Source organism: Ruegeria sp. CH10 (assembly GCF_056537125.1).
The window spans coordinates 957,316-984,022 of sequence record NZ_JBQFQY010000001.1; the positions used below are offsets into that span (position 1 = coordinate 957,316).

At 60.2% G+C, this 26,707-nt stretch carries 24 protein-coding genes; 14 read left to right on the forward strand and 10 right to left on the reverse strand.

Annotated elements, in window-relative coordinates; genetic code table 11:
- Positions 1–71: 71 nt before the first annotated feature.
- Entirely contained in the window at positions 72–503 is a 432-nt protein-coding gene (locus ACRZ94_RS04800; RefSeq protein WP_480796785.1) for a DUF1489 family protein, read from the forward strand.
- Here ACRZ94_RS04800 and hisG read toward each other — a convergent pair.
- From hisG to hisS, 3 genes are read right to left on the reverse strand one after another with little or no spacing between them, the layout of a single operon-like run.
- Positions 500–1,189 (reverse strand): ATP phosphoribosyltransferase, encoded by a 690-nt coding sequence (gene hisG / locus ACRZ94_RS04805; RefSeq protein WP_480796786.1) that lies wholly within the window; start codon positions 1,187–1,189, stop codon positions 500–502. The two genes, ACRZ94_RS04800 and hisG, sit on opposite strands and share 4 nt — an antisense overlap.
- Positions 1,186–2,274: an ATP phosphoribosyltransferase regulatory subunit gene (locus tag ACRZ94_RS04810; protein WP_480796787.1), complete on the reverse strand. Its 1,089-nt coding sequence runs from the start codon at positions 2,272–2,274 to the stop codon at positions 1,186–1,188. The genes hisG and ACRZ94_RS04810 overlap by 4 nt, the downstream gene beginning before the upstream one ends.
- Before the next feature lie 3 nt (positions 2,275–2,277).
- Positions 2,278–3,765: a histidine--tRNA ligase gene (hisS, locus tag ACRZ94_RS04815; protein ID WP_480650058.1), complete on the reverse strand. Its 1,488-nt coding sequence runs from the start codon at positions 3,763–3,765 to the stop codon at positions 2,278–2,280.
- A gap of 124 nt (positions 3,766–3,889) precedes the next feature.
- Between hisS and ACRZ94_RS04820 the strand changes: the two genes are divergently transcribed.
- Positions 3,890–4,084, forward strand: a complete 195-nt coding sequence (locus ACRZ94_RS04820) for a SlyX family protein (RefSeq protein WP_480796788.1) — start codon at positions 3,890–3,892, stop codon at positions 4,082–4,084.
- Between the two features lie 12 nt (positions 4,085–4,096).
- Positions 4,097–4,783, forward strand: a complete 687-nt coding sequence (locus tag ACRZ94_RS04825; protein ID WP_480796789.1) for an imm11 family protein — start codon at positions 4,097–4,099, stop codon at positions 4,781–4,783.
- A gap of 9 nt (positions 4,784–4,792) precedes the next feature.
- Here ACRZ94_RS04825 and ACRZ94_RS04830 read toward each other — a convergent pair whose 3' ends face one another.
- The 3 genes from ACRZ94_RS04830 to dnaE all read right to left on the reverse strand — a co-directional run bounded on the left by ACRZ94_RS04830 (position 4,793) and on the right by dnaE (position 8,971).
- Complete coding sequence (locus tag ACRZ94_RS04830) at positions 4,793–5,161, reverse strand: hypothetical protein (RefSeq protein ID WP_480796790.1); 369 nt, start codon at positions 5,159–5,161, stop codon at positions 4,793–4,795.
- A 5-nt stretch (positions 5,162–5,166) separates the two neighbouring features.
- A complete protein-coding gene (locus ACRZ94_RS04835) occupies positions 5,167–5,385 on the reverse strand; it encodes a YMGG-like glycine zipper-containing protein (RefSeq protein WP_480650054.1) in 219 nt (72 codons plus the stop codon).
- An 85-nt stretch (positions 5,386–5,470) separates the two neighbouring features.
- The gene (gene dnaE, locus ACRZ94_RS04840) at positions 5,471–8,971 is read right to left on the reverse strand and encodes a DNA polymerase III subunit alpha (protein ID WP_480650053.1); all 3,501 of its coding nucleotides are present in this window, start codon (positions 8,969–8,971) and stop codon (positions 5,471–5,473) included.
- A 342-nt stretch (positions 8,972–9,313) separates the two neighbouring features.
- Between dnaE and xdhA the strand changes: the two genes are divergently transcribed.
- From xdhA to ACRZ94_RS04875, 7 genes are all read left to right on the forward strand, one after another.
- The gene (gene xdhA, locus ACRZ94_RS04845) at positions 9,314–10,672 is read left to right on the forward strand and encodes a xanthine dehydrogenase small subunit (RefSeq protein WP_480796791.1); all 1,359 of its coding nucleotides are present in this window, start codon (positions 9,314–9,316) and stop codon (positions 10,670–10,672) included.
- Positions 10,669–13,071, forward strand: a complete 2,403-nt coding sequence (gene xdhB / locus ACRZ94_RS04850) for a xanthine dehydrogenase molybdopterin binding subunit (protein WP_480796792.1) — start codon at positions 10,669–10,671, stop codon at positions 13,069–13,071. Before xdhA ends, xdhB begins: the two co-directional genes overlap by 4 nt.
- Positions 13,071–14,006: a xanthine dehydrogenase accessory protein XdhC gene (xdhC, locus tag ACRZ94_RS04855; RefSeq protein ID WP_480796793.1), complete on the forward strand. Its 936-nt coding sequence runs from the start codon at positions 13,071–13,073 to the stop codon at positions 14,004–14,006. Before xdhB ends, xdhC begins: the two co-directional genes overlap by 1 nt.
- Complete coding sequence (locus ACRZ94_RS04860; RefSeq protein ID WP_480796794.1) at positions 14,003–15,520, forward strand: ABC transporter ATP-binding protein; 1,518 nt, start codon at positions 14,003–14,005, stop codon at positions 15,518–15,520. Before xdhC ends, ACRZ94_RS04860 begins: the two co-directional genes overlap by 4 nt.
- Positions 15,521–15,583: 63 nt before the next feature.
- Positions 15,584–16,666 (forward strand): ABC transporter permease, encoded by a 1,083-nt coding sequence (locus tag ACRZ94_RS04865; protein WP_480796795.1) that lies wholly within the window; start codon positions 15,584–15,586, stop codon positions 16,664–16,666.
- Position 16,667: 1 nt separating this feature from the next.
- A complete protein-coding gene (locus ACRZ94_RS04870; protein WP_480650047.1) occupies positions 16,668–17,588 on the forward strand; it encodes an ABC transporter permease in 921 nt (306 codons plus the stop codon).
- Positions 17,589–17,624: 36 nt separating this feature from the next.
- Positions 17,625–18,698, forward strand: a complete 1,074-nt coding sequence (locus ACRZ94_RS04875; protein WP_480650046.1) for a BMP family ABC transporter substrate-binding protein — start codon at positions 17,625–17,627, stop codon at positions 18,696–18,698.
- A 90-nt stretch (positions 18,699–18,788) separates the two neighbouring features.
- On the opposite strand, the gene ACRZ94_RS04880 is transcribed toward ACRZ94_RS04875, so the two are convergent.
- Entirely contained in the window at positions 18,789–19,559 is a 771-nt protein-coding gene (locus ACRZ94_RS04880; protein ID WP_480796796.1) for a nuclear transport factor 2 family protein, read from the reverse strand.
- Between the two features lie 181 nt (positions 19,560–19,740).
- Between ACRZ94_RS04880 and ACRZ94_RS04885 the strand changes: the two genes are divergently transcribed.
- Complete coding sequence (locus ACRZ94_RS04885) at positions 19,741–20,118, forward strand: winged helix-turn-helix transcriptional regulator (RefSeq protein ID WP_480650044.1); 378 nt, start codon at positions 19,741–19,743, stop codon at positions 20,116–20,118.
- 31 nt (positions 20,119–20,149) lie between these two features.
- On the opposite strand, the gene ACRZ94_RS04890 is transcribed toward ACRZ94_RS04885, so the two are convergent.
- On the reverse strand, positions 20,150–21,382 hold the full coding sequence (locus ACRZ94_RS04890; RefSeq protein WP_480796797.1) for an HlyD family secretion protein: 1,233 nt from the start codon (positions 21,380–21,382) through the stop codon (positions 20,150–20,152).
- Between the two features lie 3 nt (positions 21,383–21,385).
- A complete protein-coding gene (locus ACRZ94_RS04895; protein WP_480796798.1) occupies positions 21,386–21,781 on the reverse strand; it encodes a hypothetical protein in 396 nt (131 codons plus the stop codon).
- A gap of 119 nt (positions 21,782–21,900) precedes the next feature.
- On the opposite strand from ACRZ94_RS04895, the gene ACRZ94_RS04900 reads away from it, so the two are divergent.
- The 3 genes from ACRZ94_RS04900 to ACRZ94_RS04910 all read left to right on the forward strand — a co-directional run bounded on the left by ACRZ94_RS04900 (position 21,901) and on the right by ACRZ94_RS04910 (position 24,028).
- Positions 21,901–22,974 (forward strand): NAD(P)/FAD-dependent oxidoreductase, encoded by a 1,074-nt coding sequence (locus ACRZ94_RS04900; protein ID WP_480796799.1) that lies wholly within the window; start codon positions 21,901–21,903, stop codon positions 22,972–22,974.
- The gene (locus ACRZ94_RS04905) at positions 22,971–23,624 is read left to right on the forward strand and encodes a DUF938 domain-containing protein (RefSeq protein ID WP_480650040.1); all 654 of its coding nucleotides are present in this window, start codon (positions 22,971–22,973) and stop codon (positions 23,622–23,624) included. Before ACRZ94_RS04900 ends, ACRZ94_RS04905 begins: the two co-directional genes overlap by 4 nt.
- 68 nt (positions 23,625–23,692) lie before the next feature.
- Entirely contained in the window at positions 23,693–24,028 is a 336-nt protein-coding gene (locus ACRZ94_RS04910) for a carboxymuconolactone decarboxylase family protein (RefSeq protein ID WP_480650039.1), read from the forward strand.
- A gap of 42 nt (positions 24,029–24,070) precedes the next feature.
- On the opposite strand, the gene ACRZ94_RS04915 is transcribed toward ACRZ94_RS04910, so the two are convergent.
- The gene (locus ACRZ94_RS04915; protein WP_480650038.1) at positions 24,071–26,578 is read right to left on the reverse strand and encodes a GcvT family protein; all 2,508 of its coding nucleotides are present in this window, start codon (positions 26,576–26,578) and stop codon (positions 24,071–24,073) included.
- Positions 26,579–26,707: the final 129 nt, after the last annotated feature.

The following is a 26,707-nucleotide window of genomic DNA, read 5'->3' on the forward strand; positions in this document are numbered from 1 at the left end:
CAACACCTTGATGACAGCGCAATGCAGGCTACAATATAAAGGTGGCCTTGGGACGACTCTGTGGGAAAGCTGTGGATAAGTACGTGAACCTCATCAAACTGTCGGTCGGATCGGAAAGCGTCGACACGCTGATGGCGTGGCAGGACAGCCGCAAACCGCTGTATCAGGACGGCTGTCCGCGCCATGTCACCCGCATGTGGCCCAAGCGAGAGGCCGAGATTCTGAACGGCGGATCAATTTATTGGGTGATCAAGGGCGTGATCCAATGCCGCCAGCGCATCCTGCGACTGGACGAGGTGCGGGGAGAGGACGGCATCCGCCGCTGCGCCATCGTGCTGGACCCGCAGGTGCATCGCACTCAGAACGCCCTGAAACGCCCGTTTCAGGGTTGGCGCTATCTGAAACCCGAAGACACCCCCGCCGACCTGCGCAAAGGACACGAGCAGGACGACGCCCTGCCCGACGATCTGAACCGCGCTTTGGCCGAGATCGGCGTGCTTTAACGCAGCCGATCCAGCAACTCGGCCAGAACCGCCTTGTCTTCGGCCTCATATTTCGCAACCCGGCTGCGCCACAGCGTTGCCTGCGATTGCAGGATCAGCCCGTCCGACAAGATTTTCAGGTGGTTCGCCCGCAGCGTTTCACCTGTTGAGGTAATATCCGCAATCGCCTCGGCGGTTTCGTTCATCACCGTGCCTTCGGTCGCGCCCTGACTGTCGACCAGAGTGTAATCGGCCACGCCCGCATCGGTCAGAAACTCACGCACCAGCCGGTGGTATTTGGTGGCAATCCGCAGACGGTGGCCATGTTTCTTGCGAAAGGCCGCCGCCGCCGCATCCAGATCGTCCAGCGTATCCACATCCACCCAACAGGCAGGTGTCGCGATGATCAGATCGGCCTTGCCAAAACCCAGTTGCGAGATTTCTTCGACCTGCTGTTCCCACCGCGGCAGTTTTTCGTGCACCAGATCGATGCCGGTCACGCCCAGATGAATGCGCCCTGCGGCCAGTTCACGCGGAATCTCTCCGGCTGAAAGCAGGATCAGCGATACACCGTCGATCCCTTCGACCTTGCCCGCGTATTCCCGGTCTGATCCGCTGCGCGACAGGGTGATGCCGCGCTTTTCGAACCAGCCAAAGGTTTTCTCCATCAACCGGCCTTTCGAGGGCACGCCCAGTTTCAGGCTCATTGCGCATCCTCCTCGATCTCAAGCATCAGGTCGGGGCGGATCACGCCGCCAATGGCCGGGATTTCAGCCCCGTCGCCCAATTGCCGGGTTAGCGCGTCATAGCGCCCCCCGGTCGCGATCGGGGGCAGGTCCGGGCGACCCTCGGCGTAAAAGCCAAAGACAAAGCCGTCATAATACTCCATCGAGGTCCGACCATACGACGCCTCGAAATCCAGCCGCTCAACATCCACGCCGCGCGCCTGCAGGGCGGCCACCCGCGCCTCAAGACGGTCCAAAGCGGGGGTGATCTGCGGCAGGTCCACGGCCACGTCCCGCAACTGTTCCAATGCAAAGGGCATCGTCTCGCGCACGGCCAGCAGGGAATCCAGACCACCCATCTCGGTCTCGGAAATCACGCCTGTATCACGGTCGATCCGCAGGGCCTCGATCCGTTCCAGTATCTCGGGCGCAGTGCGCTTGCCGATCATTGGCGCGTCGGTGTTCAGCGGATCATCCGCATCCAGCAACGCAGCCCGGCTTTCCAGGTCAGGCTTGCGGCCCCCAAAACGATCCAGCAGGACACGGAACCGACGGGGACGCCAGAGATGCCGCATCAAGGCCGCCTTGCGGCGGTCCGTCGTGCGCAGCCCCTGAACCGCAGCCGTCAGAATGCCAATATCCCCGGTCGCCGCGCGCAAGGGCAGCCCCCGCAGTTGCAGGGCGATCAGCGAGAACACCTCGGCATCGGCCCCGGCGGGATCTTCGCGGTCAAACACCTCATACCCGACCTGGATATATTCGTTCGAACGGTCCGGGTCGTGTTCCTGCCGCCGGAACACCTCACCGGAATAGGTATAGCGCGCGGGCTCGGCCCCCTCGCGCATGTGCATCTGCACCACGGGCAGCGTGAAGTCGGGGCGCAGCATCTGCTCACCCCGCAGCGCGTCCGAAGTCACATAAGCGCGCGCGCGAATATCCTCACCGTAGAGGTCCAGCAGCGTACCCGCCGGTTGCAGCAGCGGCGGGTCCACGATCTGCGCGCCTGCGGCCTCGAACCGGACACGCATCATCGCGGCACGGGCCTGTATCTGGGAACGGTTGGGCATGGCTCAGTCCTGACTGTCCAGAATTTCACGCACTTTCGCGACCAGATCGCCGCGCGGCACTTCGAACTGGCTGGGGCGTTCTTTCCATTCCTCAAGCGTGGCGCTTTCGGCGATCTTGGCCCCAAGGATCAGGTCTTTGATCTGGACGATTCCATTGGCCTTTTCGTCACCACCTTCGATCACAGCGATGGGCGAGTTCCGCTTGTCCGCATATTTCAGCTGATTGCCAAAGTTCTTGGGGTTGCCCAGATAAACCTCAGCCCGGATGCCCGCATTGCGCAGTTCGGCGACCATGGCCTGATAGTCGGCCATGCGGTCACGGTCCATCACGGTGACAACCACAGGGCCTGTCGCCTGCGCCGCGATCCGCCCCTTTTCGCGCAGGGCCGCCAGCAGGCGATCGACACCAATGGACACTCCGGTGGCAGGCACTTCCTGCCCGGTAAAGCGCTTGACCAGATCGTCATAGCGACCCCCGCCCGAGACCGAGCCGAACTGCCGCTTGCGGCCTTTCTCGTCGAAAATCTCGAACGTCAGCTCGGCTTCATAAACCGGCCCGGTATAATAGCCGAGGCCCCGCACGACCGAAGGATCAATCTCGATCCGGTCCGAACCGTAGCCGCCTGCATCCAGCAGCGCACCGATCTGTTCCAATTCTGCGATCCCGTCCGCGCCGATCTTGCTGTCGCCCACGGCCGCGCGCAGATTGGCTAGCGTTCCGGCGGCATCCCCAGCCTTCGAGGTCAGGAAGGCAATCACCGGCTCGGCCTGATCATCGCTGAGGCCAACACCGTCAATAAACGCGCCCGAGGCATCCAGACGGCCCTTGGTCAGCAGCTCACGCACCCCAGCCTCGCCCACCTTGTCGAACTTGTCGATCGTGCGCAGAACGTTGTCTCGGGCGGCAGCGTCTTCGCCCAGACCCATCGCCTCAAGCACGCCGTTCAGAACCTTGCGGTTGTTCACGCGCACCAGATAGTCGCCGCGCGGGATACCAACCGTTTCCAACGTATCCGACAACATCGCGCAAATCTCGGCATCCGCGGCCATCGAAGCCGTCCCAACCGTATCCGCATCGCATTGATAGAACTGACGATACCGCCCCGGCCCCGGTTTTTCGTTGCGCCAGACCGGACCCATCGCATAGCGGCGATAGGGCGTTGGCAGGTCGTTGCGATGCTGCGCGTAAACGCGAGCCAAAGGCGCGGTCAGGTCATAGCGCAGGGCCATCCAGTCACCATTGCCGCCTTCGTCAAACTCCTGCCACGCAAACACGCCCTCGTTCGGGCGGTCCACGTCGGGCAGGAACTTGCCCAGCGCCTCGACCGACTCAACCGCGCTGCTCTCCAAGGCGTCGAACCCATAGCGATGATAGACATCCGCAATCGTCCGCAGCATCTCGGTGCGCTGCGAGACTTCCTGGCCGAAATAGTCGCGGAACCCTTTCGGCGTGACGGCCTTGGGGCGGGGCTGTTTCTTGGGCTTGGCCATGTGGGGCGTCCTTCGCGGTCATCTTCCGCGCGCGGTCTATCCCATGGCCCGCATCGGGGCAAGGCGCGCTTTGACTGGTCATGGCCCGCCCGTGCCGCTATGACCACGCCCAAAGGAGAGCCCCATGCAGCATCTGGAAGAACAGATCGCCCACCTGACCCGCACGGTTGACGAGTTGAACGCGGTGGTGACGAAACAACAATCCGAGATCGACCGCCTGACCCGGCGCGTCGAGATGCTGTTGCAGCGCGAAGCCGAACGGGCACAGGAGGGGTCCGGCGGGGTCGTCTTGGGCGACGAACGCCCGCCGCACTATTGAGTGGGAGCACCGGTGGTGGATGCTGACAGCAACGAACCCTGCGTGTGGATTGCCACGACGTTGAACGACATCAATTCCGTTGAAGTCGTACTACGCAGAGAATTCGGTCAAGAGTGGCGATCACAGCAAACAAAGGAGAGGGTCGAGTGGTCGAAACGCATGGTGCGTGAGTCCGATTTGGGCTGGAAGCGAGGAGAGATTCTGACCAAAGAGCAGGTCGGAGACGTTTGGTACTACAACAACAAACATCTGTACTACACAGCCCCATTCATCAGTGGTGGCGGCTACCCGCTGGTTTCAGAGTCTGTGAAATCCATTCTTGAACGCTTCGACTTAGGTGAAACGGTCTTTCATCCACTTAGGCTAATGACCTCAGACGAAAGCCAACTGACAACGCCCGAGCCCTATTTCCTGCTGAATGTCGGCAATAAACGGTCGATGGGCAACTATGAGGCGCTTGGACCGGAAGGGGATAGTCGCGCCCCTTTGAGAAACCGCCACGACATTGTGTTCTTGCCGAACCATCATCAGGAAAACGAACTTGTCGTCGTCCCCGAGGCTCTCACCGGCCCCGATATCTGGCTGGACCCGAAAGTGCCTTCGCTGCTGTTCCTGTCAGACCGCCTCGTCACCGGCCTCAAACAGGCCGGGATGGATAAAGGCTGGGGGCTGGTGCGCTGCGCGGTTGGCACGCTCTAGCGACCGCGCCTACAGCCCCAGCGTCGACTTCACCGCGCTATCGACCACGCCGCCCAGCAAGGCATCCTTATCGGCTGCGCATCGTTCTGATAGCGCTGCAATGAAAGTCTCGCGCAACTGGGCCTTTTCCTCATCCGTGGTCGCGTGATCCTCGATATTGATCTGACGGTTATAGAGCGACAGGGCCGTCATTTTCTCGACAACCGTCACGACAAAGGCTTCGTCCCCGTCCGCCTCTTCGGCGATTGAAGCGCAAGTGTAGTGCATCACAGGTAGAGCCTCTTGCACCATCTGGTCAGCTGCCTCATCGGCCACCGCCAGACCCGGCATCGTCAGAACTGTAGCACAAGCCAGAGTTTTCAAACTGTTAAACCGCATCGTCATCACTTCCAGTTATGTCCGATAATGGCCCCGGCCACGCCACCGATCGCAGCGCCTTTGCCATCGCCGATCAAAGCGCCGACACCGGCCCCGATCACCGCGCCTTCGATCGTGTTTTTCTTCTTTTTATCGTCCGCCAAACCCGCTGATGCCGAAGCCAGCGCCAGCGACGCCGCCGCTGCAAGAGTTAGCGTTTTGAAACCAATGGTCGAAATTGCCATATCAGTGCCCTCCCGTGGCACGCCTCTAAAACGGGCATGACCTCAGCCTAGCGGTGTAAAAACGCTGAGGCAACAACCGGGAAGGTCAGATTTCCTGTACCTCGGTAACGCCGTCCAACGACTTGATCGCGCCCTTGATCTGCGGATTGATCGGAAAATCCTGCCCCAGATCCATCTCGACATCTCCGGGTAATCCGGGGTCGATCAGACAGATATGGATCGGCCCTTTCGAGGCTCGCTTGGCCGCACCCGCAGCTTCCTCCAACACGGTTGCAACAGTTGCCAGAACGCCGGGCGTGTCCACGAAAATCCGCAGCCCCGTCGCCCCCGCATCGGCCACCACGGTGTCCACCGGCCCGACAGAGCGACCAAGCAGTTTCAGCTGATCCGCCTCCATCGTGGCCTCGGCGGTCAGGACCACCTGCGCGCCGGTCTCAAGGTACTCGCGCGATTTCTCCAGCGTTTCCGAGAACAGCGTGACCTCATACGCACCACTGGGGTCCGAGAGCTGAGCAAAAGCGAACCGGTTGCCGCGCGCCGATTTCCGCTCCTGACGACCGGCAACTACGCCGGCCATCTTGGCTATGAACGGGCCCGAGCGCGCCTTTTCGGTCACCTCGTCCAGCGTCATCACCTGCTTGCGTTTCAGCGCGGGCATATAGTCATCCAGCGGATGGCCCGACAGATAGAACCCAATGGCCTTGAACTCTTCGCTCAGCCGTTCGGCAGGCAGCCAGTCGGGCGTGGGCGACAGGCGCGGTTCAGGCAGGTCATCGCCCGCCTCCCCAAACAGCGACACCTGGTTCGAGTTCTTCTGTTCGTGGATCGCCGCCGAATACTGCACCAGCGGATCGAGGCTTTCGAACACGCGGCGGCGGTTCTTGTCGAGCTGATCAAACGCCCCCGCGCGGGCCAGCATCTCAAGCGGGCGTTTACCGACCTTTTTCAGATCGACCCGGCGGGCGAAATCGAACAGGTTGACAAACGGCTTATCGGCCCGGCCTTCAACGACCAGGTTCATCGCCTCGACGCCCACGTTTTTCAACGCGCCCAGCGCATAGACCAACTCTCCGTTCACCACGTCGAAGGTCGCAAGCGATCGGTTCACACAGGGCGGGACATAGGGCAGTTCAAGCCCTTTGCGGACCTCTTCAAAGTAAACCGCCAGCTTATCGGTCAGATGGATATCGCAGTTCATGACACCGGCCATGAATTCAACCGGATGGTTCGCCTTGAGCCAGCCGGTCTGATAGCTGACCACCGCATAGGCGGCGGCGTGGGATTTGTTGAAGCCGTAATTGGCAAACTTGTCCAACAGGTTCCAAACCTCGGTCGCCTTGGCCTCGTCCACATCATTCTCGGCAGCGCCTTTGAGGAACTTGGGCCGCTCGGCGTCCATCGCCTCTTGAATTTTCTTGCCCATCGCGCGTCGCAACAGGTCGGCGCCGCCAAGGCTGTAGCCCGCCATTTCCTGTGCGATCTGCATCACCTGTTCCTGATAGACGATGATGCCCTGCGTTTCGTCCAGAATATGGTCGATGGACGGGTGCAGCGTGTCGCGTTCGCTGAGCTTGTTCTTGACCTCGCAGAACTTGGGGATGTTCTCCATCGGGCCGGGCCGATACAACGCCACGAGGGCGATGATGTCCTCGATACAGTCCGGCTTCATCCGCTTGAGCGCATCCATCATGCCCGAGGATTCCACCTGAAACACCGCAACCGTCTTGGCCGCCGAATAGAGCTTGTACGTCGCCTCATCATCCAGCGGGATGGCGTTGATCTGGTTCTCGGCCCCTTCGGCCGGTTCGTAGAGCTCCGTACCATCAGCAGCGATATGCAAAGGCCGCCCGGATTTGAAGATGATGTCCATCGCGTTCTGGATCACCGTCAGCGTCTTAAGGCCCAGAAAGTCGAACTTCACCAGACCGGCCTGTTCCACCCATTTCATGTTGAACTGGGTCGCGGGCATATCCGAACGCGGATCCTGATAGAGCGGAACCAAGGCGTCCAGCGGACGGTCCCCGATGACAACCCCTGCCGCGTGGGTCGAGGCATTGCGCAACAGCCCCTCGACCTGTTGGCCGTAGGTCAACAGCCGGTCAACGACCTCTTCGTTGCGCGCCTCTTCGCGCAGGCGGGGTTCGTCTTTCAGCGCCTTTTCGATCGAGACGGGTTTGACCCCTTCCACCGGGATCATCTTGGACAGGCGGTCCACCTGCCCGTAAGGCATCTGCAACACCCGCCCGATATCGCGCACAGCGGCCTTCGACAACAAAGCACCAAAGGTGATGATCTGCCCCACTTTGTCGCGCCCATATTTCTGCTGAACGTAACGGATCACTTCCTCGCGGCGGTCCATGCAAAAGTCGATATCGAAGTCGGGCATCGAAACCCGCTCGGGGTTCAGGAACCGCTCAAACAGCAGGGAATAGCGCAGCGGATCAAGGTCGGTGATCGTCAGCGCATAGGCCACCAGCGAGCCCGCACCCGACCCGCGCCCCGGCCCCACCGGAATGTCGTGATCCTTGGCCCATTGGATGAAGTCCGCAACGATCAGGAAATAGCCGGGAAAGCCCATGCCTTCGATAATGCCCAGCTCGAAATCCAGCCGTTCCTGATATTCCTCGGGCGTCACCGCATGCGGGATCACCGCAAGACGTTTCTGCAGGCCCTCATTGGCGATGCGGCGCAGTTCGGCCACCTCATCATCCGCGAATTTCGGCAGGATCGGGTCGCGACGATACGCCATGAAGGCGCAACGGCGCGCGATCTCAACCGTGTTCTCAATCGCCTCGGGCAGATCGGCGAACAGCGTCACCATTTCCTGCTGCGACTTGAAATAGTGTTGCGCGGTCAGACGGCGACGGCCGTCTTGTTGATCGACGTAAGCGCCTTCGGCAATACAGATCAGCGCGTCATGCGCCTCATACATGTCCGTCGTCGGGAAATAGACGTCGTTGGTTGCGACAAGCGGTAGGTTCTTGGCATAGGCCATCTCAACATGACCACGCTCGGTGAGGCGTTCCGCCTCGGGCTGGCCACCTTCGCCCGGATGACGCTGCAACTCGATATACAGCCGATCCGGGAACATCGCCGCCAGCCGATCCACCAGCGCCTCAGCCGCCGGGCGTTGGCCCTGTTGCAACAGCATCCCCACCGGTCCGTCCGGCCCACCGGTCAGACAGATCAAACCATCCGACCGCTCGGCCAATTCGTCCAGAGTGACCTGCGGCAACTGCCCGCCCTTATCCACGTAAAGGCACGAGCTGAGCTTCATCAGGTTCTCATACCCGACCTCAGACTGAGCCAACAAAACCAAAGGCGCGGGCGCTTTGGGCTTTTCCCCCGGCTGCGCCTGCACATAGGTCAGATCAACCTGACACCCCATGATCGGCTGAATTCCGGCCCCACTGGCCGTAACCGAAAACTCAAGGGCCGAGAACATGCTGTTGGTGTCGGTCACCGCAACGGCGGGCATCTCTGCCTTCTCACACAGGCCAGGCAGCTTTTTCAGCCGCACAGCGCCTTCCAGCAAAGAGTATTCCGTATGGACACGAAGATGAATGAATCGGGGGGTACTGCTCATACCGCTCAGGCTATCGCAGGTGGACAGGCTGCAAAAGCACCAACCGCATATTTGGATCGCCTAAAAAATCGACAGCGATTATTCGAAATTTCAAGAAGGTGCTTCAGGAAGGACATGGCGCCATTTGCAAAAGCGCTGCAATTCCAACCAACTGAACGGCGCTTGAACCGGGCAGTGACAGATGAATTGGCTATAATACTGTATAATATATACAGTTTTTCTTGCCAGATCAGGGGCGCTGTTTCTAACATCTGACGGCAAGCTTTACGCCCGCCACTCTTTCTACGTCGCATCGAAGGAGGGCCGCAGGGGCGCAACCGGGTAACGCGACGGGTTTCACGAATGAACATCACGTTTCTTCTGAACGGAGAGACAGTGGAACTGGCGGATGTCGATCCGACGGCCACCCTGCTGGACTGGCTGCGCGAGGATCGCGGCCTGACCGGCACCAAAGAAGGTTGCAACGAAGGCGATTGCGGGGCCTGTACCGTGATGGTGACGGACGAGGGCGGGGCAAAAGCGCTGAACGCGTGCATCCTGTTCCTGCCCCAATTGCACGGCAAGGCCGTCCGCACCGTCGAGGGCGCAAGCGGCCCCAATGGCGAGGTGCATCCCGTTCAGCAGGCCATGGTCGACCTGCATGGCTCGCAATGTGGCTTCTGTACGCCGGGCTTTGTCATGTCGATGGTTGCCAGCCACACGAACGGCGCGACGGATCATGACACCCAGCTTGCGGGCAACCTGTGCCGCTGCACGGGCTATGCGCCGATCATCCGAGCCGCCAAAGCCGCCGAAGAACACCCCGTTCCGGTTTGGGTGAAAGACAAACCAATTGCTGCGTCAACCGCATCGATGTTGCCGGGCTCATCCGATGAACTGGCCGCTGTTTACGCGGAAAACCCGGATGCGACTTTGGTCGCCGGCGCAACGGATGTCGGCCTTTGGGTCACCAAGCAACTGCGCGATCTGGAACCTGTGATTTTCCTCAACCGATGCGAGGATCTGAAACAGATCACTGTCACCGATGAGGAAATCCGCTTTGGCGCGATGGTCGACATGAACCGCATGGGCGCCGTGCTGGCAAACCACCATCCCTCTTACGCCGAAATGATCCGCCGCTATGCCAGCGTTCAGGTCCGCCACGCGGCGACCGTCGGGGGCAATATCGCCAATGGCTCACCCATCGGAGACAACCCACCCGCCCTGATCGCTTTGGGCGCGACCTTGCATCTGCGCAAGGGCGACACCCGCCGGTCTCTTCCGCTGGAAGCGTTTTTCATCGACTACGGCAAGCAAGACCAAGCACCGGGCGAATTCGTCGAAGCCGTCAGCTTTCCCCGTCAGGCGGATCGCCTGAAAGCATACAAGCTCAGCAAACGGTTCGATCAGGATATTTCGGCCGTTTGCGGGTGCTTCAACATCACCGTTTCGGACGGCACCGTCACCCACGCGCGCATCGCGTTTGGCGGCATGGCTGGCATCCCGAAACGGGCAACCCATGTCGAGGCCGCACTCATCGGCAAACCCTGGACGCGCGAGACGATTGACGCCGCGCTGCCTGCCTTTGCCGACGATTATTCACCACTCACGGACATGCGCGCCTCGGCAACCTATCGTCTGGAAAGCGCCAAAGCGATGCTGAAGCGGTATTTCCTCGAAGATCAGGGCGAAGTCACCAGCGTGTTGGAGGTGTCGGCATGAGCGTCGCCAAACCCCTCCCCCATGATGCGGCCCCGCTGCATGTGGCAGGTGCCGCGCGCTATGTCGACGATATTCCAACGCCCAAAGGCACACTGCATCTGGCCTTTGGCCTCAGCCCGATTGCCAAGGGAACGATCACCGCGATGGACCTGACCGCCGTCAAGGCCGCCGATGGCGTGGTGCAGGTGATGACGGCGGATGACCTGCCTTTTGCAAACGATGTCTCGCCCTCAATCCATGATGAGCCGTTGCTGTCCGATGGCACCGTGCACTATATCGGCCAGCCGGTGTTTCTGGTCGTCGCGACCAGCCATCTGGCCGCGCGCAAAGCCGCGCGTCTGGGCAAGATCGACTATGCAGAAGAAACCCCGATCCTGACGGTCGAAGAGGCCCTTGCCGCCAACAGCCGGTTCGAGGACGGCCCGCGCATCTATGCCAAAGGCGATGCAGATGCCGCCATTTCCAACGCGCGTCATGTCATCGAAGGGAGTTTCGAGCTTGGCGGGCAAGAGCATTTCTATCTGGAAGGCCAGGCCGCTTTGGCCGTGCCGCATGAGGGCGCGGATATGCTGGTGCACAGCTCAACCCAGCACCCGACCGAGATACAGCACAAAGTGGCGGATGCTCTGGGCGTTCCCATGCACGCGGTCCGCGTCGAAACCCGGCGCATGGGCGGAGGGTTCGGCGGTAAGGAAAGTCAGGGCAACGCTTTGGCCGTCGCCTGCGCGGTGGCTGCGCGTGCCACGGGCAAAGCCTGCAAGATGCGCTATGACCGCGACGATGACATGATCATCACCGGCAAGCGTCACGCGTTTCGCATCGCTTACAAAGCCGGGTTTGATGAAAGCGGCCATATTCAGGGCGTCTCGTTCCACCACTACGTCATCTGCGGTTGGGCGCAGGACCTGTCGCTGCCCGTCGCTGACCGTGCGATGCTGCATTCGGACAATGCCTACCTGCTACCCAACGCGCGGATTGAGAGCCACCGGCTAAAGACCAACACCCAATCCGCCACTGCCTATCGCGGCTTCGGGGGTCCGCAGGGCATGGTCGGTATTGAACGCGTGATGGACCACGCCGCGCACGCGCTTGGGCTGGACCCGGTCGAACTGCGCCGTCGCAACTATTATGAGCCCGCGCATAAAGTGGCTGATCAGGCGCCGCATGAGAAACCACTGGGCCATCCCGACCCGCACGAAGACCTGACCAGCCGTGGCGCTGTGGAAACCGGGAAAGCGCCGGTTCGCCCTCTGCCCGCCGGTGGCAACACCACGCCCTACGGTATGGATGTCAGCGATTTCGAACTGCACGGCATGACGGACTCACTCCTGAAATCAAGCGACTATGCCGCGCGCAAGGCCGCCATCGCGAAATGGAATGCCGAAAACAGCGTGATCAAAAAGGGCATCGCTTTCTCTCCGGTCAAGTTCGGGATTTCCTTCACCCTGACCCACCTGAACCAAGCGGGCGCGCTGGTGCATGTGTATCAGGACGGCTCGGTCCACCTGAACCATGGCGGCACCGAGATGGGACAAGGGCTGTTCCAGAAGGTCGCGCAAGTGGCCGCATCGCGGTTCGGCATCCCGCTGGAGATGGTGAAAATCACCGCTACCGATACCGCCAAAGTGCCGAACACCTCGGCCACCGCGGCATCGTCGGGCAGTGACCTGAACGGGATGGCCGTCAAAGCCGCCTGCGATACGATCCGCGACCGGATGGCCGACTATCTGGCCGAGCGGCATCAGGCTGATCCATCGGCAGTTACTTTCGCGGATGGGCACGTCTCGGTTGGCGGGGAACGCTATACCTTCGCCGAAGCCGCAGCACTGGCCTATCAGGGCCGCATCAGCCTGTCGGCAACCGGGTTCTACAAAACACCCAAGATCGAATGGGACCGGATCGCAGGTCGAGGGCGCCCGTTTTTCTACTTCGCTTATGGCGCGTCCGTCACCGAAGTTGCCGTGGACACTCTGACCGGCGAAAACCGCATCCTGCGCACCGATATTCTGCATGACGCAGGTGCCTCGCTGAATCCGGCGCTGGATATCGGACAGGTCGAAGGCGGCTATGTGCAGGGCGCAGGCTGGCTGACGACCGAGGAACTGGTCTGGGACGGCAAAGGCAATCTGCGCACGCATGCGCCCTCGACCTACAAAATCCCGGCCTGCTCGGACCGGCCCGATGTTTTCAACGTTTCGCTTTGGGATGGTGAGAATCGCGAGGACACGATCTATCGCTCAAAAGCGGTGGGAGAGCCGCCCTTCATGCTGGGTATCTCGGCCTGGCTGGCCCTGTCCAACGCGGTGGCGGCCTGCGGCGACCACTATCCGGCGCTGGATGCGCCCGCTACGGCAGAGCAGGTCTGGCACGGCATCCAAAGGGTAAAGGGAGGGGCCTGATGGGATTTGACCTTGAGACGTTGAGGGAGGCGGTCAAAACCCACGGGAAAGTCACCCGCGTGGTCATCGCAGCGATCAAAGGGTCATCCCCGCGCGAGGTCGGTGCAGCCATGCTGATCTGGGGAACCGGGCAATGCGGAACCATCGGCGGCGGAACGCTGGAATTTCAGGCCGCTGAGGCCGCGCGCAAGCAAACCACTGCAATGCGCCTGACGCACCATGCGCTTGGCCCGGAACTGGGCCAATGCTGCGGCGGCGCGGTTTCCCTGCTGAGCGAAGTCTACGACGCAGCAGCGGTAGAGGCGCTGGATGACAAGGTCATTGCGCGCCCGACCGGGACTTCAACTATGCCCCTGTCTGTCAAACGCCTGCTGGCAACCGCGCGCGGACAGGGCATCGCACCTGAACCGCAGCTGATCGACGGCTGGATGGTGGAACCGGTTCACAAGCCCACCCGCAATCTGTGGATTTGGGGCGCAGGCCATGTGGGGCGGGCGCTGGTGGGTGTTCTCGCCCCCCTGCCCGATCTGGCCATCACATGGATTGACACAGGCCCCGAGCGTTTTCCAACCGACATTCCAGCCGGTGTAACCCCGGTTCCGGCTGCCAGACCGGCCGAACTGGTGCGTCACGCCCCCCCCGATGCCGAGCATCTTGTGCTGACGTATTCGCACAATCTGGATTTAGAGCTGTGCAACCGGCTGCTTTCGCATGATTTCCGCTTTGCTGGCCTGATCGGCTCGGCTACGAAGTGGGCGCGATTCCGGTCGCGGCTGGCGGCGCTTGGGCATGAGCCCGGGCAAATCGGTCGGATCACCTGCCCGATTGGCGATCCAACACTGGGCAAGCACCCGCAGATGATCGCCGTGGGCGTCGCCGCACAATTGCTGCGCCCTGCCCGGCAGAATGAGTTGAAGAAGGACCTGAGCGCGTGACCCCTCCACTCCTTAGCCTGCAAGGGCTGACCAAAGCCTATCCCGGCGTCGTCGCCAATGATCAGGTGTCCTTTGACATTGGCGAGGGCGAGGTCCACGCCCTGCTGGGGGAAAACGGTGCGGGCAAATCCACGCTGGTGAAAATGATCTACGGGCTGGTGAAACCCGACAGCGGCACAATGTTGCTGCGCGGCCAGCCCTTTGCCCCACCCGAGCCACGCGCCGCACGCGCAGACGGGATTGCGATGGTGTTCCAGCATTTTTCCCTGTTTGATGCGCTGAACGTGGCCGAAAACATCGCGCTGGGGATGGAGAACCCGCCTAAGATGGGCGATCTGGCCTCGCGCATCCGCGAAGTGTCCGAGACCTACGGCCTGCCGCTGGACCCGTATCGCACTGTAGGTGATCTGTCCGCAGGCGAACGCCAGCGGGTTGAGATCATTCGCTGCCTTTTGCAGGACCCCAAGCTGTTGATCATGGATGAACCGACCAGCGTTCTGACCCCGCAAGAGGTTGAGATTCTGTTCGAGACGCTGAACAAATTGCGGTCCGAGGGCACCTCGATCCTCTATATCTCGCACAAGCTGGAAGAGATCAGAACCCTGTGCGACCACGCCACGATCCTGCGTTTGGGCAAGAATGTGGGTGAATGCGTGCCCTCGGAAACCTCGGCGCGGGATATGGCCGAGATGATGGTGGGCTCGACCCTGCAAACGCCCGAACGGTCCGGGCGTGAATTTGGCGAAGTCGCGCTGGATGTCAGCGGCCTGTCGGTGCCGTCGCCTTCGGAATTTGGCACGGCGCTGAAGAACGTCCATATGACCGTTCGCAAAGGCGAGGTTCTGGGCATTGGCGGCGTTGCCGGGAACGGGCAGGATGAACTGCTGGGTGTCTTGTCGGGTGAGATCACGACCACGCCCGATGCGATCAAGTTCAACGGCCAGCACATTGGTAAGCTGGGTCCGACGGCGCGCCGCAAATTGGGCGTTTTGACCGCGCCCGAAGAACGGCTGGGCCACGCAGCCGCCCCCGACATGAGCCTGACGGAAAACGCCCTGTTGACCGGGTCAGTGCGCGAGGGGCTGGAACGCAACGGGTTTCTGAAATGGGCCGACAGCAAGCGCTTTGCCGAAAAGATTATCAGCGCCTTTGACGTGCGCACGCCGGGGCCGGACAATGCGGCCCGGTCGCTGTCGGGCGGCAATCTGCAGAAATTCGTGATCGGTCGCGAGGTCTTGCAGAACCCTGACGTTCTGGTGGTGAACCAGCCAACCTGGGGGGTGGACGCGGCAGCCGCAGCCGCGATCCGGCAGGCCATTCTGGATTTGGCGGCCAAGGGAACAGCAGTGATCTGCATCAGCCAGGATTTGGATGAGTTGATGGAGATTTCCGACAGTTTTGCCGCCCTGAACGAAGGCCGCCTCAGCGCCCCCCGCCCGACCACGGGTCTGACGGTGGATGAGATCGGCCTGATGATGGGCGGCGCGCATGGCATGGAGGTGGCGCATGTGTGACGCGTTGAACCGCCTCCGGCGGCCGTATTTGGAACGAGAAGAAGAACTAAGGGGCGCGAGCAAATGATTGTGTTGGAGAAGCGGCCTCAGCCGTCCAAGGCGTGGTCCTATGCCACCCCTCTGGTTGCGGTACTGGCGACGATGGTGTTCGGGGGCGTCCTGTTCGCCATACTCGGCAAGAACCCGGTCGAGGCCATTGGTACCATTTTCTGGGAACCGCTGTTTGGTGAATTTGCCTTTTATTATCGTCCGCAACTCTTGGTGAAAGGTGCGCCCCTAGTGCTGATCGCCATTGGCCTGTCGCTGGGCTTTCGGGCCGGTATCTGGAATATCGGGGCCGAGGGGCAGTACATCATGGGGGCCATTTTTGGCGCCGGGGCTGGTCTGGCTTTTTACCCGCTGGATGCGTGGTTCGTCTTTCCGATCATGGTGCTTGCTGGTGCCTTTGGCGGCTGGCTTTGGGCGATGATCCCGGCCTTTCTGAAGGTGCGCTTTGGCACCAACGAAATTCTGGTTTCACTGATGCTGGTCTATGTGGCCGAGCAGATGTTGGCTTCGGTGTCATTGGGTCTGTTGCGGAATCCCGAAGGGTTTGGCTTTCCGGGCTCACGAAACCTGCAATCCTATGAGAGCGCCTATAATGCTGAACTGATCGCCGGATCGGGGATGCATTGGGGTGTCGTGACGGCTCTGATCGCTGTGATCTTTGCCTATGTTTTATTGAACCGGCACATGCTGGGCTTTCATATCCGTTTGACCGGAGAGGCCCCGCGGGCCGCGAAATTCGCAGGCGTGAACCCGGCGCGGTTGATCCTGTTCTGCCTGGGTCTGGCCGGTGCTCTGGCCGGTCTGGCGGGGATGTTCGAGGTTTCGGGGCCGTCGGGCGTGGTCAGTATCGACTTTAACGTAGGCTATGGCTTTACCGCCATTATTGTTGCCTTTCTGGGTCGCCTGCATCCGGTGGGTATTCTGCTGGCCGGGGGTCTGATGGCGCTGACCTATATTGGTGGTGAAATCGCGCAGTCGCAGCTGGGTCTGCCAGCCGCGGCCATTCAGGTGTTTCAGGGGATGCTGCTGTTCTTCCTGCTGGCTTTCGACCTTTTGACAAACTACCGCATCCGTGCGGCCCGCAGCGAGGTGGCATGACATGGACCTAGGCGAAATCAATCCCGTCCTTCTGATCGCGTCGCTCATGGTGGCCGCAACCCCGTTGCTGCTGGCAGCGATCGGAGAGTTGGTCGTTGAGAAAGCAGGCGTTCTGAACCTTGGGGTCGAGGGGATGATGATCGTTGGCGCGATCAGCGGGTTCGCGATCTCGGTCGAGACCGGCTCGCCCTGGTTGGGCTTTATCGCCGCCGCCATCGGGGGCGCGGTGCTGTCATTGCTTTTTGTCCTGCTGACGCAGGTGGCGTTGGCCAATCAGGTTGCCAGCGGGTTGGCCCTGACGCTGTTTGGCCTCGGCTTTAGTGCGCTGATGGGCCAGAGCTATGTGGGTATCAAACCGCCCAGCATGGATGAAATCCACATCCCGGTGCTGAGCGACCTGCCCGTGATCGGCCCGATCCTGTTCCAGCATGATCCGATCCTCTATGTCGGTATCGCGCTGACTGCGGCGGTCTGGGCCACGCTGAAATACACCCGCGTCGGCCTGATCCTGCGTGCGGTGGGGGAAAACCACGATGCCGCCCATGCGCTTGGCTACAAGGTCATCAAGATCCGCATCATGGCGATCCTGTTCGGTGGGGCCTGCGCGGGTCTGGGTGGCGCTTATATCAGCCTTATCCGCGTCCCCCAATGGACCGAAGGGATGACCGCCGGTGTCGGCTGGATCGCTTTGGCCCTGGTGGTCTTTGCCAGCTGGAAGCCCTGGCGGGCCTTGCTGGGCGCCTATTTGTTTGGCGGCATCACCGTGTTGCAGCTTAATTTGCAGGCAGCGGGCGTTGCCATTCCGGTCGAGTATCTGGCAATGTCGCCCTACATCATCACGATCCTTGTGCTTGTGATCCTTTCGGCCGACAAGAGCAGCGCACCTGCCTCACTGGGCCGGACCTTCCATGCCTCGCACTAGAGGCCAAACAAACTGAACCAACTTGGGGAGTAACACATGAAATTCACCACTCTACTGGCAAGCGCCGCCATGGCGCTGGGTCTGGCGACGGGTGCCGTGGCCGAAGACAAGACCAAGGTCGGCTTCGTCTATGTCGGCCCGGTGGGCGACGGCGGCTGGACCTATGAGCACAACAAAGGCCGCCTCGCGGTCGAAGAGCATTTTGGCGACAAGGTTGAAACCGTCTTTGTCGAATCCGTTCCTGAAGGCCCGGATGCTGAGCGTGTGATGACGCAGATGGCACTGGAAGGGGCTGATCTGATTTTCACCACCTCGTTCGGCTATATGGACCCGACCATCAACGTGGCCAAGAAGTTCCCGGATGTGAAATTCGAGCACGCGACCGGTTATAAAACCGCCGACAACGTCTCGGTCTATTCGGCCCGTTTCTACGAAGGGCGCGCCGTTCAGGGCCATATCGCGGGCAACATGACCAAGTCGAATATCATCGGTTACATCGGATCCTACCCGATCCCCGAAGTGATCCGCGGCATCAACTCGGCCTATGTTCACGCAAAGAAAGTGAACCCGGATGTCGAGTTCAAGATCGTCTGGGCCTACACATGGTTTGACCCAGCGAAAGAGGCCGACGCCGCCACCGTTCTGATCGAACAGGGCGCGGACGTGATCCTGCAGCACACCGACTCGACCGCGCCGCAGGCCGCCGCGCAAGAGGCAGGAAATGTCGTCACCTTCGGTCAGGCATCTGACATGAGCGAATATGCCCCCTTCCCGCGCGTGTCGTCAATCATTGACGATTGGGCGCCGTACTACATTGCGCGCACGCAGGCCGTGATGGACGGTACATGGGAAAGCGCAAACACCTGGGATGGCATCCGTGAAGGTATGGTTGCCATCGGCGAGATCTCGGACGCCGTTCCGGCCGATGTCAAAGAAGAGGCTCTGGCCCTGAAGGCCGCTATGGCCGCAGGTGAATACCACCCCTTCACCGGCCCGCTGAAAAAGCAGGACGGCAGCGATTGGCTGGCCGAGGGCGAGACCGCAGATGACGGCACGCTGGCAGGCATGAACTTCTATGTCGAAGGGCTGGAAGGCGAAATCCCGCAGTAAGCCACGGCATAATCAGAACAGAAAGGCCCGCAGCTATCGCGGGCCTTTTTCATTCAGGGCGCATTGTGATCTGTACGGGTCATCCCACCGTCAGAACTTTCCGTTTTCATGAGCCATTTCCGAGGGGATGGGCGACACCACGTCCCAATGTTCTACAATCAGGCCGTCCTCGACCCGCCAAAGATCGAAAAAGGCCCACGGCTGCCCGCCCATGATGGCGTCTGTGGCGACGAATACAAAGTTCCCCTCGGCCACGGCAAACTGCGGCTCGAACTTGGTGATGACCTGTCCCTGTGCCGCGAATGCCTCGATTGCGGCCATCAGGCCATCCAGACCGTCATCGATTGACGGGTTGTGCTGCATGTAAACCTCGGGGTTCATGTAGTTCGTGACGTTCTCCGGTGCCTGACCGGCCAGAACATCGCGCACGAAACCAAGAACAAGCTCTTTGTTCTTTTCCGTCTGATCATGGTCGACGATTTCCGTCGGCCCATCCGTCATGCCCCGGCCAGACGCCGTGGTTGCCGGCACCGGTTGCAAATTGTCCCAATGCTCGGCCACTTTTCCATCTTCGACCCGAAAGACATCAAAGGCCGCCAGTGAGGACGCGCCAAAAGCGTCGGCATTCTCATAAGTGTTGTGCAGCACAACCATGTCGCCTTCGGTGATCACGCGGTGTGTCGTGACTGTCATTCCCGATTGTTCCACCAAAGGGATCAAACCCATCAAACCCTCTGCACCAGTGGGCACTTGCGGATTGTGCTGGATATAGCCCGGCGTCACCAATTCGCGGGCGGCTTCGGGGTCATGCTCGACAAATGCTGCCGAAAACAAGGCGAGTACGATTTCCTTGGGTGTCATTGAGGGCGTCCTTTTGATTCGCGTTGCCGTGATAGTTAGTATTATTTTCGCACCACATATCAATTACGCACGTTCAGCCCACTTGGTTACCTTGAAGTAACTACTATGATTTTCAGGAATTATCCTTCATAAGACTGGTACAGTTGTTGAAGCTGGTATTACTTTCGCACCCGAGGTCGGAATGCTGCCAATAGGCGTAAACTCAAAAGCCGAGGCATCGGATTGCTGTATCCGATCCGTCCTGTCCAATGTCACGGGTAAGTGGCGCATGATCATCATCCTCGCGCTTGAGGATGAGCCCAAGCGTTTTGGGGAACTCAAACGCTGTATCGGTGACGTGACACAACGCGTGCTGACGGAAAACCTGCGCGGCCTGCAGCGCGATGGGTACCTGACGCGAACGGTCGATCCGGGACCACCGGTGGCCGTATCTTACGCGCTAACGCCCTTGGGCCGCAGCCTTTTGGAGCGGTTAAAGCCGCTGGTCTACTGGTCACATGAACAGATGGATGAGGTGCGGACCGCCCGCATGGAATACGAGCGGTCCCAGGAAAGCTAAGCGCCCCCTACCAAAGGACGCTGCGCAAGGATCAATGCCCGGTCAGAACCAGCGTGTTCACCGGCATCAGGATCAGGCGTAGCCGCAGGCCCGCCGCGTGGACCACACCAATCGTGTCGATCACGTGCAGGGCAGCCGATTGCCAAAAGCCCAGATCTTCATGCTCCAACCGTTCGTGGTTGTCCGTATAGACATTGGCCAAACAGTTGCTGCCCGGAGGGATGTCATCGGCCATGCCTTTGTACAAGGGCTCCATATAAACAAGGATTGAGCCCGGCACCGTGTTGGTCTGCACATCGCGCAGCTCGTCCGAGGGGCGGATCTGGCCGGACGGGATCACGTCCTGTACCTCGACCACGACCATGGGGATGACGGTGAAGGGTTTGGTCATACAGCCCAGTTCTCCGATCATGCCGGGTTTGATGACCTGCGCGGACATCTGGTTGAACGCGGCCTGGAACCGGTCATGGCCGGAATGGGACGGCACAAGGATACCCGCCGGACGTAGCAGAGGGCTGACGTAATCCCCGACCTGAAGGCCGAACTGTTCAACCCGGCCCGTCACGCCAGCACTGATCACGGTTTTGTCCAGCTCAGTCAGGGCGGCGTCCAACTGCGCATTGGCACTGGCCAGTTGCGCGGGGATCAGCTCTTCGATCTGTTGAACCACCGCGGCGCGTTGCGATTGCGCTGCTGTCAGCTGCGCCTCGCGCTGGGCCACAAGGTTTTCCAGCCGTTCGATCTCGGCCAGTCTGACGGCGCTGGACCCTTCGTCGCGCAGGGTGGTGTTGCGCTCAAGGTCCTCCAGCGACTGGTCCAGCGCGGCACGGGCACCGGCGATCCCCGCTTCGGCTTCGGCCAGGTCGGTTTCGGCCACTTTCAACGAAGCCTGGACCTGCGCAATCTCGGCATGGGCGGCCTCGACCATGGCGGTCTGGGTGAAGTCCTCGATCCGGAAAATGGGCTGACCGGCAACAACCAGTTCGTTGTTCTGCACATAAATCTCGGACACCCGCCCACCCAGTTGCGGCAGGATCGTCACGGTCCGGAAAAACGACGCCGCCGTTTTGCTGGCCGGATGGAAATAGAACAAGGTGGTGATCACGGTCAGCGCCAGAATGGCGCAGGTGGTCAGGCCCCAGCGCAGCTCATACCACATGGTGAACAGCGTGATTTCATGGCCGATCCGTTTACCCTGAACAAACCGGCGAAACAGATAGTCAGGCAGCACCGTCACCAGCGCGCAGATCAATGTCTCAAGCATGTCTTACTGCTCCTGCTGCGCGGTGGGGTCTGAGGGCTGCGCCGGTTCGACGTCGTTCTTGCCCAAGGATCGTATTGCATCCGCAATGGCCCTGAGCGGGGCGGCCACATCCGGGAATTGGAACCCGGCCACCAAAACAGCAGCCACCCAGAACAACCCGTTATGCGTAAACAGCGCCAACAGAGCGAGAATACCGACCAACTGGAACTGAGGGTGATTGGATTCATGCGCCAGCTTTTCGGGGATCGCATGCAGCGTGAAATACCCCACGCCGATCAGGATAATGACCCCCACGGTAAAGAAAAACATGAACGTCAAAAGAAAGTCACTTCCGTCCGCCTGGGTCACGTAGGACGGAATATGCCCCGTGGCCATCGGGTGTAGATCTGCGGTACTCACCCTGCCCTCCTGTTTCTGCTTGTCTCTTCTTTGGATGGGTTGATGCTTAAATTCAAGCCTGCTTAATGTTTACCGACAAAGTCGCGCGTGACAGGCAGCACGCAACCAACAGGGACCACATGATAGATTTTCTGATCATCGGCGGAGGGATCGCGGGCCTGAGCGCCGGTGCGCGCTTATCGCAGCATGGGCGCGTGACCGTTCTGGAGGCCGAAGATGCGCTGGGGTACCACGCCTCTGGCCGATCCGCTGCGCTGTTCGAAGAAAGCTACGGCCCGCCATCTGTTGTGCAGTTGAACAAAGCCGGCGCAGATTTCTTGCGATCCGAGAATGGCGGGTATCTGACACCGCGCGGGTTGATGCTGATCGGTCATAAGACCCAAGCCGAGACATTCGAGCGCGATGCGGCGGATCTGAATATGCAGGTCATTTCGGTGGATCAGGCGCGAGACCGCGTGCCGATCCTAAATCCCCGGACACTTGGTTTTGCCGCGATCAGCAACGTGGCCTTTGACATCGATACCGACCGGTTGTTGCAGGATTTCGCCCGGGCAATCCGCAACGCCGGTGGTCAGATTCTGACGGGGCAAAGAGTCACTTCCATCCGCAAGGTCCGGAATTGGGTGGTCACCGCGAACGAAACTATCGAGGCCAGGACCCTTGTCAACGCCGCAGGTGCGTGGGTGGACGAAATCGCCGTTCTGGCCGGAATTTTGCCGATCGGGATAACGCCCAAGCGCCGATCAATGGCACGCCTGCCCGCACCCGGCGGGCATGATGTGACCGGCTGGCCCATGATGTTGGGTGCTGGCGAGACATGGTACGCCAAACCCGATGCGGGCAAGCTATTGGTGTCGCCATCCGAGGCCGACCCCGTGCCGCCCCATGACGCCTATGCCGACGATATGGTGCTGGCCGAAGGTCTGGCCCGGTACGAAGAGATGGTCACCGAACCCGTCACCCGGGTGGAAACAAACTGGGCCGGATTGCGCAGCTTTGCACCGGATGGAACCCTTGTCCTGGGGCCGGACCCCGATGACCCCTCGTTTGTCTGGAGCGCAGGTCAGGGAGGGTACGGGTTCTTGACGTCACCGGCCGCATCGCAATTGGTCTCAGACCTTGTAACCGGTACAGCCCCGGTTTTGGATCATGATGTAATTGCCGCCCTCAGCCCGGAAAGACTGCGCCGATGACCAAACGATCCCTGCCCTCCAACGCCAGTGTTGCCACCGAAGGTCAGAACGGCCGCATGGTGGCCCCTGCCGCAACACGCAATGCGGGCGTGTTATGTGATCTGCTTGAAGAATGGGCCCCGCACTCTGGTCGTGCCTTGGAAATCGCCAGCGGGACCGGTCAACACGTTGCCGCCTTTGCCCAGCGCCTGCCGGGCTTAAGTTGGCAACCTACAGAAATCGAACCCGAGCGCCGCGTCAGTATCGACGCTTATGGGTCCGAACTGGGAAATACTGCGCCTGCAAAAGAACTGGATGCCATAGCGGCAGGGTGGCACAAGGATTTCGGCAACCACGACCTGATTGTCCTGATCAATCTGACCCACCTGATCAGCTGGCCAGAAACCCAAACGATTCTGACCGAAACTGCGATGGCGCTGAACCCCGGCGGGCGCTTTGTGCTCTATGGGCCCTTCAAGCGATCCGGGCAGCTCACCAGCGACGGTGATCAGCGGTTCCACGATGCGCTGGTGCAGCAAGATGCGGATATTGGCTATAAGAATGACAAGGACATTGCCGCCTATATCCAGGCGCAGGGCCTGACGATCCTGAAAGTGGTGGAGATGCCCGCAAACAATATCGCATTCATCGCCGAAAAACCGGGTACCTGATCAAGATCAAAGCCCGGGCCAGCCTCTCAAATCATATTCCACTTACAATATGTGATGAGAGGACTAACATGAACTGGCAAGACAAACTGATGAACACCCGTAAAGGTCTGCGAAACCTCAACGGGGCGATTCCGGACACCGCAAAAGCTTTCGGAGCCTTGGGAAAATCCGTCAAAGAAGGCGGAACGCTCGATTACAAAACCAAGGAATATATCGCGTTAGGAATGTCCATCGCCATTCGGTGTGAGCCATGCATCACATTACATACGGAGGCTTTGGCAAAAGCAGGTGCAACGCGGGAAGAGGTATCAGACGTTCTTGCCATGGCGGTGCAGATGGGCGGCGGTCCATCGATGATGTATGCCGCCAAAGCGCTGGAATGTTTTGACGAATTGTCTGCCTGAATAAACGAAAAGGCCCCGGTTATTACCGGGGCCTCAGCTTGATCAACCGTCCTTGCGGATGACCTCGTTCTTTGGATCATAGGGGCTGTCGCAGGTGACGACCGCATCCCACAGCTTGTCCTGAATTTTAACTTGCAGCTTGGTGCCTTCGACCGCCAGCTCAGGCTTCACATAGCCCATGCCGATGGATTTCTCGAAGGCGACCGAATAGCCGCCCGAAGTCAGACGACCCACACGCTCACCTTCGGGTGTGTACAGTACCTCGCGACCCCACGGATCGGCATCCTCCGGTCCGTCGATCAGCAGGGTGCAGCACTTGACGCGCACACCGGTCTCTTCCAGCTTGGCCTTGCCGTAGAAATCCTTGGACAGATCGACAAAGCGCGGCAGGTCGGCCTCAAGCGGGGTAGCATCGCGGCCCAGTTCGGTGCCGAAGGCGCGATAGGATTTCTCTTGACGCAGCCAGTTCTGTGCACGGGCACCGACCAGTTTCATACCGTGCTTCTCACCGGCCTTTTCCAGCAGGTCGAACAGGTAGTTCTGCATCTCAATCGGGTGATGCAGTTCCCAGCCCAGCTCACCGGTATAGGCCACACGGATTGCGTTCACGGGGCACATGCCCAGTTCGATCTGACGCGCCGACAGCCAAGGAAAGCGCTTGTTGGACAGAGCGGTTTCCGGATCGGCGTCTATGATGACCTCTTTCAGAACGTCACGCGACTTGGGTCCGGCGATGGCAAAGACGCCCCACTGGGTGGTCACGTCCTGGATTTCGATATAGCCGAACTCCTCCATCTTGTCCTCGGCCGCCTTGCGCAGATAGTCGGCGTCATACTCGGTCCAGGCACCGGCAGAGACGATGTAATAATTGTTCTCGCCATTGCGGACGATGGTGTATTCGGTGCGGGTGGTCCCGTGCGAGGTCAGCGCGTAGGTCAGGTTGATACGACCGACCTTGGGCAGCTTGTTGCAGGTGAACCAATCCAGGAACTGGGTCGCACCGGGGCCTTTGACGACATGCTTGGTAAAGGCCGACGCGTCGATCAGGCCAACGCCTTCGCGTATCGCCTTGGCCTCTTCGACGGCATATTGCCACCAGCCACCGCGGCGGAACGAACGGCTTTCCTTGTCGAAATTGTCCGGCGCATCAACGGGGCCGAAATAGTTCGGACGTTCCCAGCCGTTGACCCAGCCGAACTGAGCCCCGCGCGCTTTCTGGCGGTCATAGGCCGGAACAGTCCGCAGCGGACGGCAGGCTTCACGCTCTTCATCCGGGTGGTGCAGGATGTAAACGTGCTCATAGCACTCTTCGTTCTTGCGCGCCGCGAATTCGGTGGTCATCCAGTTGGACGAGTAGCGTTTCGGGTCCAGTGAGGCCATGTCGATCTCGGCTTCGCCATCGACCATCATCTGCGCCAGGTAATAGCCGGTGCCACCCGCGGCGGTGATCCCGAACGAGAAACCTTCGGCCAGCCACATGTTGCGCAGACCCGGCGCGGGGCCGACCAGCGGGTTGCCATCGGGCGTGTAGCAGATCGGGCCGTTGAAGTCGTCTTTCAGACCGGACTCGGCGCAGGACGGCACGCGCTCGGCCATCGCCATGTACTGATCAGCGATCCGGTCCAGATCCAGTGGGAATAGGTCGGCGCGGAAGCTGTCCGGCACGCCATGTTCGAACTGCGCAGGCGCGCCGTGTTCGTAGATACCCAGAATCCATCCGCCACGCTCTTCACGCGCGTAGGATTCGTTGTCGGCGTCGCGAACAACGGGGTGTTCGGGGTTGCCTGCCTCACGCCATTTTACCAGCTCGGGGTCTTTATCCATGACGATAAAGGTATGCTCGACCGGGATTGCAGGCATCTTGATGCCCAGCATCTTGGCGGTGCGCTGTGCGTGGTTACCCGACGCGGTCACGACATGCTCGGCGGTGATCACGACCTGCTCATCCGACGGCACGAGGTTGCCACCTTTCTCGACCATCTTGGTGCAGGTGACTTCCCAGTGGGTACCGTTCCAGTGGAACGCATCGGCTTGCATCTTGCGGACGATATCGACGCCGCGTTGACGGGCACCCTTGGCCATCGCCTGCGTCACGTCGGCGGGGTTAATATAACCATCTTCGGTGTGGTAGATCGCACCTTTCAAGTCGCTGGTTTCGATCAGCGGCCAGCGCTCTTTGATCTGATCAGGTGTCAGCCATTCGTAAGCGACATCGCAGGTCTCGGCAGTGGACGCATAGAGCATGTATTCGTCCATACGTTCCTGCGTCTGCGCCATGCGCAGGTTGCCGACGACGGCAAAGCCCGCATTCAGGCCGGTTTCTTCCTCAAGCGTTTTGTAGAAATCGACCGAATACTTGTGAATGTGGGTGGTCGCATAAGACATGTTGAACAGCGGCAGCAGGCCAGCCGCGTGCCAGGTCGAACCAGACGTCAGTTCATCCCGTTCGATCAACATCACATCATCCCAGCCCGCCTTGGCCAAATGATATGCAATCGAGGTCCCAACGGCGCCGCCGCCAACAACCAGTGCTTTGACTTGGGTTTTCATACCGGGTGTCTCCCCTTGAACTCAGTTGACACCATATGACTCAGTTCGCACACCGAGCGCGATATTCACCCGACCAGTGGTGATATGAAAACGACGTGTTGTCGCAAATGGACCGTGCGACTGACTGCC